Annotated in this window: 10 protein-coding genes; 8 read left to right on the top strand and 2 right to left on the bottom strand. The window is 71.2% G+C overall.

What is annotated here, in order from left to right; translation table 11 throughout:
• Positions 1–203: 203 nt before the first annotated feature.
• Together BDW27_RS19835 and BDW27_RS19840 are read right to left on the bottom strand one after the other, a co-directional pair.
• Positions 204–512 carry a GNAT family N-acetyltransferase gene (locus BDW27_RS19835; protein ID WP_017545780.1) on the bottom strand — a complete coding sequence of 103 codons (309 nt, stop codon included), beginning with the start codon at positions 510–512 and terminating at the stop codon, positions 204–206.
• Between the two features lie 142 nt (positions 513–654).
• Positions 655–1305: a hydrolase gene (locus tag BDW27_RS19840; RefSeq protein WP_110050914.1), complete on the bottom strand. Its 651-nt coding sequence runs from the start codon at positions 1303–1305 to the stop codon at positions 655–657.
• 261 nt (positions 1306–1566) lie between these two features.
• On the opposite strand from BDW27_RS19840, the gene BDW27_RS19845 reads away from it, so the two are divergent.
• The 8 genes from BDW27_RS19845 to BDW27_RS19880 all read left to right on the top strand — a co-directional run bounded on the left by BDW27_RS19845 (position 1567) and on the right by BDW27_RS19880 (position 9650).
• On the top strand, positions 1567–2499 hold the full coding sequence (locus BDW27_RS19845; RefSeq protein WP_110050916.1) for a DUF5996 family protein: 933 nt from the start codon (positions 1567–1569) through the stop codon (positions 2497–2499).
• Positions 2500–2594: 95 nt separating this feature from the next.
• On the top strand, positions 2595–3062 hold the full coding sequence (locus tag BDW27_RS19850; protein WP_110050918.1) for a MarR family winged helix-turn-helix transcriptional regulator: 468 nt from the start codon (positions 2595–2597) through the stop codon (positions 3060–3062).
• 677 nt (positions 3063–3739) lie between these two features.
• Positions 3740–4498 carry an SDR family oxidoreductase gene (locus BDW27_RS19855; protein ID WP_110050920.1) on the top strand — a complete coding sequence of 253 codons (759 nt, stop codon included), beginning with the start codon at positions 3740–3742 and terminating at the stop codon, positions 4496–4498.
• 65 nt (positions 4499–4563) lie between these two features.
• Entirely contained in the window at positions 4564–5727 is a 1164-nt protein-coding gene (locus BDW27_RS19860; protein WP_110050922.1) for an isochorismate synthase, read from the top strand.
• Positions 5724–7388: a (2,3-dihydroxybenzoyl)adenylate synthase gene (locus tag BDW27_RS19865; protein WP_110050924.1), complete on the top strand. Its 1665-nt coding sequence runs from the start codon at positions 5724–5726 to the stop codon at positions 7386–7388. The genes BDW27_RS19860 and BDW27_RS19865 overlap by 4 nt, the downstream gene beginning before the upstream one ends.
• Positions 7388–8047 (top strand): isochorismatase family protein, encoded by a 660-nt coding sequence (locus tag BDW27_RS19870; protein ID WP_110050926.1) that lies wholly within the window; start codon positions 7388–7390, stop codon positions 8045–8047. Before BDW27_RS19865 ends, BDW27_RS19870 begins: the two co-directional genes overlap by 1 nt.
• A gap of 1 nt (position 8048) precedes the next feature.
• Positions 8049–9395 (top strand): lysine N(6)-hydroxylase/L-ornithine N(5)-oxygenase family protein, encoded by a 1347-nt coding sequence (locus BDW27_RS19875; protein ID WP_110050928.1) that lies wholly within the window; start codon positions 8049–8051, stop codon positions 9393–9395.
• Between the two features lie 3 nt (positions 9396–9398).
• On the top strand, positions 9399–9650 hold the full coding sequence (locus BDW27_RS19880) for a phosphopantetheine-binding protein (protein ID WP_110050930.1): 252 nt from the start codon (positions 9399–9401) through the stop codon (positions 9648–9650).
• Positions 9651–9695: the final 45 nt, after the last annotated feature.

Below are 9695 nucleotides of genomic sequence, written 5' to 3' on the forward strand. Positions count from 1 at the left end.
CAGAAGGTTGGGGGTTCGAGTCCTCCCGAGTGCACCACCTTGAGACAGTGGAGAAGCCGCCCGAACTGCGCAAGCAGCTCGGGCGGCTTCTTTTGGGCATCGCCAGGAGATCCGGCGGCCCTGGCGTTCGGCCAGGGGCGCCGGTGTGAGTCCGGGGCGAGGCCGACCACCTCTTGGGGTGATCCCTGCGCCGTGTCCGGCGCTCAGTCAGTGACGCTGCTCCGGGACTGGTAGAGCAGGTCCTGGTACTCGGGGTGACGGGCGATCCAGCCCGCGAAGAAGGGGCAGGTCGCCAGCACCCGTAGGCGTGCGGACCGTGCCTCGTCGAGGGCCGTGCGGACCAGCGCGGACCCGACCCCGCGCCCCTCGTACTCCGGAGCGACCTCGGTGTGCACGAACGCGACGAGCTCCTTCGTGCGGATGTACCCCGCGATGCCCGCGACCCCGGACTCTCCGTCGACGCGGGCCTCGTAGCGCTTGGCCTCGGGCACGTCGTTCACCTTGACCGCCATGGGTCCTCCTCCTTGATGGATCGGCCGGGCGGTTGACCACCCGATCGGCTTGGTGCTCGAACTCGTTCACGCGCGGGATCCGAGGTGGGACGGGTCGTCGGCAGGAGGCGACCCGTCCCGATCGGCGCAGTTGGTGGGAGTGTCAGGCGTCGGCGCGGGAGGCCAGCAGCTGGGTCTCCCAGGCGAAGGCGACGCCGGTGGCGCCACCGTGCTGCTCCAGGACTCCGGTCATGGCCGACACGGTCTCCTCGCGGGCCCAGTCGCGCTGCCACTCGCCCGCCACGGCCAGCCAGGTGATCGGCACCACGCCGGCCTGGACCATGCGCCGGACGGCCATGTCGTGGGACTCCACCGAGGCGCCGCCCGACGCGTCGGTGACGGCGAAGACCTCGTAGCCCTCGCCCGCCGCCTGGATCGCGGGCATGGCCAGGCAGATCTCGGTCCAGAGACCGGCGATGACCAGCTTCTTCCTGCCGGTCGCCCGGACGGCGTCGACGACGCGCTCGTCCTGCCAGGTGTTGATGAACGTCCGGTCGATCGGCTTCTGCTCCGGGAACACGTCCTGAAGCCCCTTGATGAGGTAGCCGCCGCGCTCCTCCAGCACGGTCGTCAGGACGGTCGGAACGTCGAACGCCCTGGCGGCCTTGGCCAGGGCGACGGCGTTGTTGACGACCATCGACGGCTCGTGGCTGTTCAGGTTGGCGAACTGGAACGGCTGGTGGTCGATCAGGACGAGAACGCTCTCCTCCGGGGTCAGCAGTGCCTGTAGTCCGTTCTTGGCCTTGGTGCTCACAGGGGGTCCCTTCCAGGGGGTGATCCGGGGCTCGGTCGGGGCACCGTCCATCTCCGCGCAGGCGCCAGGGATGCACGCGAGAGTGACGACACATCCCCACCGATTTGGGTGATGCGTCATCCAAATTAGCATCATTGGATGATGCGTCAACCTTTTGGTTTCCGAGGTGCGACCTCTGTCCCATAGGTTGATGCATCATCTACTATGCGGATGATGTGTCAACCACTCCTCCGGGTGGCGCAGCGACGGAAGCGAGAAACGATGACCCTCACATCAGAGACGAACTGGCCCGGCCTGCGGGTCTCGGACTGGACCCCCACCCGGGACACCCTGCACATGTGGACCCAGATCGTGGGCAAGATCCGCATGGCCCACGCACCGCTGGTCAACCACTGGTGGCAGGTGACCCTCTACGTCAGTCCGCGCGGGTTGACGACGTCGGCCATCCCGTACCGCAGCGGGGCCTTTGAGATCGAGTTCGACTTCGTCGGCCACCAGCTTGAGGTCCGCAGCAGCGACGGCGGTACGCGGAGCTTCCCGCTGCGGCCGATGCCGGTCGCCGAGTTCTACTCCCGGATCCTGGACGCGCTCGGACGACTCGGGATCGAGGCACCGATCCGCCCCCATCCCAACGAGGTCGACCCGGCGATCCCCTTCGCCGAGGACCACGAGCACGCCTCCTACGACGCCGAGGCGGCCACCCTCTTCTGGCGCCAGCTGTTGCAGGCGAACCGGGTGATCGGCGAGTTCCGGTCGCACTTCGTCGGCAAGGTCAGCCCGGTGCACTTCTTCTGGGGAGGGATGGACCTCGCCTGCACCCGATTCTCCGGACGGTCGGCTCCTCCGCATCCGGGCGGAGCGCCCAACTGCGGGGACTGGGTCATGGTCGAGGGCTACTCCCGGGAACTGTCCAGCTGCGGGTTCTGGCCCGGTGGTGGCGAGGAGGGCGCCTTCTACTCCTACGCCTACCCGGCCCCCGACGGGTTCGCCGACCAGCCGGTCGGCCCCGAAGGCGCGTACTACAGCACCGAGTTCCAGCAGTTCCTGCTGCCCTACGAGGTGGCCCGCGCCGCACCCGACCCCGACCGCGCGGTCGCCGAGTTCCTCCGCACCACCTACGAGGCCGCCGCGGATCGCGGGCACTGGGACCGCCCCGCACTGGAGGACGACCCCCTCCGGTGGGACGGGGCCTGAACCGGCAGGTCACGGCGGTCGTCGACGCGCGGAGGGGTCTCCCCTCCGCCGTCCTCGGGTGGATGAGGTGTCAACTTCTTCGTTAAACTGCGCGCATGAACGAGACGCCACACTGGCTGGATGCGGACGAGAAGGCCGCGTGGGACGGCTTCATCCACATGCAGGAGACGCTCATCGGGCGGCTCTCCCGTCTCCTTCAGGCCGATTCCGGAATGTCCGCCTCCGACTTCATCGTGCTCGTCAACCTCACTGGGACCAGCGACGGGAAGATGCGCATCCTGGAACTGGCCAAGCTCGTGAACTGGGAGAAGAGCCGCATGTCCCACCAGGTCAGGCGGATGACGAAGCGCGGTCTCGTGGCCAGGGAAGAGTGCCCCGACGACGCTCGCGGAGCGTTCATCGTCGCCACCCCGGCGGGCTACGAGGCGATCGAGGAGGCCGCTCCCCTCCACGTCGAGCACGTGCGCCGACTGTTCATCGAGGCCCTCACCCCGAACCAGCTCAGCACGTTCGCCCGGCTCTCCCGGCGCGTCTCGGACCACATGGAGAAGCAGCCCGACTGAGCGGACGTCGTCCCTCATTGTCGACCCGCCCGTCTTTGACCGGCGGCGGGTGAGACGCCCCCACGCCGTCCCGCGTGACCTGCGAGGACCGTCTCGGCCGGGTGTCGGCGAGGCCGAAGCCCGGTGCCGTCCGCGCAGTGCCTGGAGAATGGCGCCGGACCATCCCCTTCAGCCGGGCTGGTTCCCCCTCCCTCGGCGCTGACGGCCCGGGAGCCGACCGTGCCACGGGTCCGGTCCAGCAGGGCGCTTGACCCGCGACTTCCTCTGCCTCTCTCTGACACCTGAGCCCGACCTCCCGACGCCGGTCCGGAAGCGGAGGGAGGAGATTCGCATACCCGGGCAGGGTTCGCGCGGAGGTGACAACCACCTCACCTCGGACCAGGTTTCGAGCCGGTTCGGTGCGGGTGTCCCAGGGGTTTCCCGGGAAGGTGGCTCCGCTGCGGACATGCGTTTTGACCTGCGCAGATGCTGTCGCTCTGCGTGTCGTGGGACTGCCCCTGGGTGAGGCGGCGGATGAGGTGCGGACTGCGCTCGTGTGATCCAGGTCTCCCTGGGGTTCTGGTTGACATCCCACCATGGCTCGCCGGAGACTTGCCGCGGACTTATTAGGTAAGCATTACCTAATTAAGGCGAGGTTTACCTTATTCGGCGCAGGTCAGCAGGGCTGGGGGCGACAGATGGACGGGATCGACGGAGCCGTCGCCGTGGTCACCGGAGCCGCGAGTGGGGTGGGGCGGGCGGTGGCCCTCGACCTCGCCCGGCACGGGGCCCGGATCGCGGCCGTGGACATCGACCCCGAGGGGCTCGCCCAGACCGTGCGCTCTCTGGAGGGCGGCGGGCTCGCCCTGGCGGGGGACGTCACCGACACCGGCGGGGTCGAGGCCCTGTTCGACCAGGTCGAAGCCGAACTCGGACCCGTCGCCCTGGTCGTCAACGCCGCCGGAACCCTCGCCACGGGCCCCCTGGCCGAGTGCTCCGACCAGGACTGGCACCGCATGCTCGCGGTCAACGCCACCGGGGTCCTCGTCATCGGCCGTGAGGTCGCACGGCGCATGGGCCCCCGAGGCCGCGGATCCCTGATCACCGTGGCCTCCAACGCCGCCGGCGTCCCCCGAGCCAACATGGCCGCCTACGCCGCCACCAAGGCCGCCGCCGTCGCCCTCACCAAATCCCTGGGCCTGGAACTGGCTCCCTTGGGCGTGCGCTGCAACGTGGTCTCACCCGGCTCCACCGACACCCCCATGCTCCGCGCCATGACCCCCGACCCCCAGGCCCTCGTCACCGGCGACCCCGCCCACTTCAAGGTCGGCATCCCCCTGGGCCGACTCGGGCAACCCGAGGACGTCGCCGCAGCCGTGCGCTTCCTGGCCTCCGACGCGGCCCGTCACATCACCATGCACGAGCTCTACGTCGACGGCGGCGCCACGCTCCGCTGACCCCCCGCCAGGCGGCCTCACCCCGGCCGCCCTCCCACGTGCCTGAACACAGAAAGGCCACACCCATGCCCGAACAGTGCACCGCCGCCCCCGCGGCCACGGCGGGGGAACTCCTGGCGGAGTACCGACCAGGCGACTCGTTCTTCTCCTCCGCCTCGCGGGCCCTCCACGGGACGGGGGCGCTGGCCACCCTGGACCGGCTCGACGCCATTCCCGACGCACTGGCCCACGCGGGCAGTGGCGCGGTCGCCATGGGCGCGATCCCCTTCGACACCGCGGGCCCCGCCCACCTGGTCGTTCCCGAGACCGTGCGCTGGTCACCCTCCCCCGCACGGGCCGCCAGGAGCGAACACCGGTGGAGCCCGCTCGGCGGACCCTGGACGGTCACCCCCGTGCCCGCGCCCGAGGCGCACGTCGCCGCGGTGGAGCGCGCCGTCAAGCTCATGGCCGAGGACGAGGAGCTGCGCAAGGTCGTCCTCGCCCGCTGCCTCAAGGTGGAGAGCGGCGAGGACGTGGACGTCCCCACGGTCCTGGCCAACCTGGTCTGGCGCGACCCCACCGCCTTCGTCTTCGCCACGGACCTTCCCGAGCGGGGCTCCGGCACCCGCTCCCTGATCGGCGCCAGCCCCGAACTCCTGGTCGCCAAGCGCGGCCGCCACGTGCTCTCCAACCCCCTGGCCGGATCCGCGCCGCGCAGCGCCGACCCCACGAAGGACCAGCGGCGCGCCGTCGCCCTGCTCACCTCCGCCAAGGACCGCCACGAACACGCCGTGGTGGTGGAGGCCGTCGCCGACGCGCTGCGCCCCCACTGCCGCGACCTCACGGTTCCCTCGGAGCCGGAGCTGATCAGGACCGCCACCATGTGGCACCTGTCCACCCGGGTGACGGGCGAACTCACCGACCCCGACGTGCCCGCCCACCGGCTCGCCGCGGACCTGCACCCCACCCCGGCGGTGTGCGGCACCCCCACCGGTCGCGCCTTCGACACCATCGGCGGCCTCGAACCCTTCGACCGGGGCTTCTACACCGGGGCGGTCGGCCACACCGACGCGGCGGGCGACGGCGAGTGGGTGGTCACCATCCGCTGCGCCGACGTGGCCGGACGCACCCTGGAGCTGTACGCGGGCGGCGGGATCATGCCCGAGTCCGACCCCGACGCCGAGCTGGCCGAGACCTCCGCCAAGCTGCGCACCCTCCTGCTCGCCCTCGGTGTGGACGGAGCCGCATGACCACGCACCCCCGAAACCACGGCGTCTCCGAGCACGACTGGACCCCCTGGCCCAAGGACCTCGCCGACACCTATCGCGAGGCCGGTTACTGGACCGGCGAGACCTTCCCCGCCTTCCTGCGCGAGCGCGCCGCGCGCTTCGCGGACAACACCGCCGTCGTGGACGGCGCCGTCCGCTGGACCTACGCCGAACTGGACCGGCGCGCCGACTCCCTGGCCACCGGTCTGTCCCGCCTGGGCGTGGCCGAGGGCGACCGGGTCGTGGTGCACCTGCCCAACACCGCGCCGCTGTTCGAAGTGGTCTTCGCGCTGTTCCGGCTGGGCGCTCTGCCGGTCTACTCGCTGCCCGCCCACCGCCGCAGCGAACTCCTGCACCTGGCCTCCACCGCCGGGGCCGTCGCCCTGGTCACCTCCGACGTCCACGCCGGATTCGACTGCCGTCCCATGGCCGCCGAGGTGCGTGCCCAGGTGCCCGGTCTGGAGCACGTGGTCGTGGCGGGAGACCCCGGAGAACCGTCGGAGGGCCTGACCGGCCTGGCCGACCTGCGCGCCGAGCCGGACCCGTCGGTCCCGGCCACACCCGACCCCGGCGCCGTGGCCTTCTTCCAGCTGTCCGGCGGCACCACCGGCCTGCCCAAACTCATCCCCCGGACCCACGACGACTACCTGTACTCGGTGCGGGCCAGCGCGGACATCTGCGGTCTGGACGCCGACACCGTCTACCTGGGCGTCCTGCCAGTCACCCACAACTTCCCGATGAGCTCGCCCGGGTTCCTCGGTGTGTTGCACGCGGGCGGGTCCGTGGTGCTGGCGCCCGACCCCAGCCCGGCCACGGCCCTGCCGCTGGTGGAGCGCGAACGCGTCACCCTCACCTCGGTGGTCCCTCCGGTGGCCATGCTCTGGCTGGACGCCGTCGAACACGGCTCCCAGTCCGGCCGCGACCTGTCGTCGCTGCGCATGCTCCAGGTCGGCGGCGCCACCTTCCCCGAGCAGGCGGCCCGCCGCGTCACCCCGGTCCTGGGCTGCGCCCTCCAGCAGGTCTTCGGCATGGCCGAGGGGCTGGTCAACTACACCCGGGACGGCGACCCCGACGAGGTGGTCACCGCCACCCAGGGCCGCCCGATCAGCGCCCACGACGAGATCCTCATCGTCGACGACCACGACCGCCCGGTCCCCGAAGGCGACCCCGGCCACCTGCTGACCCGGGGCCCCTACACGATCCGCGGCTACTACAGGGCGCCCGAGCACAACGCCACCGCCTTCACCCCGGACGGCTTCTACCGGACCGGAGACATCGTCCGCCGCCACCCCTCCGGCAACCTCGTCGTCTCGGGCCGGGCCAAGGACCAGATCAACCGGGGCGGGGAGAAGATCGGCGCCGAGGAAGTGGAGAACCACATCCTGGCCCACCCGGCCGTGCACGACGCCTCCGTGGTCGCCGTCCCCGATCCCTACCTGGGCGAACGCACCTGCGCCTACGTCATCACCCGAGGCCAGGCGCCCACCCGCGGCGAACTCCTCGCGTTCCTGCGCGAGCGCGGGCTCGCCGCCTACAAGATCCCCGACCGTGTCAGCTTCGTGGACTCCTTCCCGGCCACCGCCGTCGGCAAGACCTCCAAGCGCGACCTGCGCGGCGCCACCGACCCATTCGGAGACCAGTGATGGCACTGCCGACCATCGACCCCTACCCGCTGCCCACCGCCGAGGACCTGCCCGAGAACCGGGCGCCCTGGACCGTGGACGCCAGCCGGGCCGTGCTGCTCGTCCACGACATGCAGCGCTACTTCCTGCGCCCCTACACCGAGGGCACCGAGCCGGTGACCGGTGCGACCGCCAACATCGCCGCCCTGCGCGCGGCCTGCCACGCCGCCGGTGTCCCGGTCGTGTACACCGCCAAGCCCGGCGACATGACCCCCGAACAGCGCGGACTGGAACGCGACTTCTGGGGCGGCGGCATGAAGTCGGTCGCCGAGCACACCGAGATCACCGCCGAACTCGCCCCCGAGGGCGAGGACGTCCTGCTCACCAAGTGGCGCTACAGCGCCTTCGCCCAGACCGACCTGGCCGAGCGCATGGCCGCCGGGGGCCGCGACCAGATCATCGTCACCGGCGTGTACGCGCACATCGGATGCCAGCTCACCGCAGCCGACGCCTTCATGCGCGACATCCAGCCGTTCCTGGTCGCCGACGCCGTCGCCGACTTCAGCGCCGAGCACCACCGCTCCGCTCTGGTCTACGCGGCGGGGCGCTGCGCCGCCGTCATCACGGCCGACCGGGCCCTGACCGCCCTGCGCGAGGTCCCGGCCCGCACCGGGGTCTGACATGACCGACCACGACCGAGAAGGAATCACCGTGGCCTCCAACGACCACCCGCCCGCCGTCCACGACCTGGTCGGGGTGGGTTTCGGACCCTCCAACCTCGGCCTGGCCATCGCCCTGGCCGAACGCCTCGAACAGGGCCAGGAGCCGCCGCTGTCCGCCGTCTTCCTGGAGCGCCAGGAGACCTTCGGCTGGCACCGGGGGATGCTCATCGACGACGCCACCATGCAGGTCTCCTTCCTCAAGGACCTGGTCACGACGCGCAACCCGGCCAGTGACTTCAGCTTCCTGTCGTTCCTGCACCACGTGGGGCGGCTGCACGACTTCATCAACCACAAGACGCTGTTCCCGCTGCGCCAGGAGTTCCACGACTACCTGTCCTGGTGCGCGGGCCGGGTCGCCGACCAGGTCCGCTACGGGCACGAGGTCGTCGAGGTCCGTCCCGTGTACTCGGGGGAGCGCGTCACCCACCTGGACGTGGTCTCCGAGGACGCGGCGGGTGAGCGGCTCGTGCATCGCGCCCGCAACGTCGTCTTCGGCCCCGGTCTGCGCCCCCGCATGCCCGAGGGCGTGGAGCAGTCCGCCCGCGTGTGGCACAACGAGTACCTGCTCACCCGCCTGGCCGAACTCCCGCCCAAGGCCGACCCCCGCTCCTTCGTGGTCGTCGGGGCAGGGCAGAGCGCCGCCGAGGTCGCCGACCACCTCCACCAGCGGTTCCCCCGCGCGCAGGTCCACGCGGTCCTGTCCCGGTACGGCTACAGCCCCTCCGACGACAGCCCCTTCGCCAACCGCATCTTCGACCCCGAGGCCGTGGACGCCTTCCACGCGGCCCCGCAGGAGGTCAAGGACCAGCTCACCGGCTACCACCGCAACACGAACTACTCGGTGGTCGACCCGGACCTGATCGGTGAGCTGTACCGGCGCCACTACGCGGAGAAGGTCCACGGGAACCAGCGCCTGCACCTGCACAACACGTCACGGGTGGCCGGGCTCAGCGAGAGCGCCGAGGGCGTCGCGGTGGTCGTGGAGGACCTGGTCACGGGGAAGCAGACTCCGCTCCCGGCCCACCACGTGGTGTTCGCGACCGGCTACCACCCCGCCGACGCCCGTCCCCTGCTGGGCGACCTCGCCGACCAGGTCGTCACCAGCCCCGAGGGCCGCCCCGCCGTGGAACGCGACTACCGGGTCGTCACCCACGACACCCTCACGTGCGGCCTGTACCTCCAGGGCGGGACCGAGCACACCCACGGGGTGTCGGCCTCCCTGCTGTCCAACATCGCGACCCGCGTCGCCGAGATCATCGACTCCGTCGCCGCCCGCGCCGGAGCCCCCGCCGAAGAGAGGGCCTGACCCGTGTCCCAGGAGACCGAAGACACCGCAGCCACCGCGTTCACGGTCGAGCGCGTGCGGGCCGACGCCGCGCACATCCTCGCCGAGCCGGCCGAGGACATCGACCCCGCCGAGGACCTCTTCGACCGGGGGATGGACTCGGTTCGCATGATGAGCCTCATGGAGCAGTGGCGTTCCGCCGGGGTCGAGGTCGACTTCGCCGACCTCGCCGAGCGGCCCACGATCGACGCCTGGGTCGCCCTCCTCAACGGCTGACCCGCCGAGCCCCCTCGCCCCGCCCCCCGACCCCGATCCGACCCG

Source organism: Nocardiopsis sp. L17-MgMaSL7 (assembly GCF_003182025.1).
GTDB classification, from domain to species: Bacteria; Actinomycetota; Actinomycetes; order Streptosporangiales; family Streptosporangiaceae; genus Nocardiopsis; species Nocardiopsis prasina.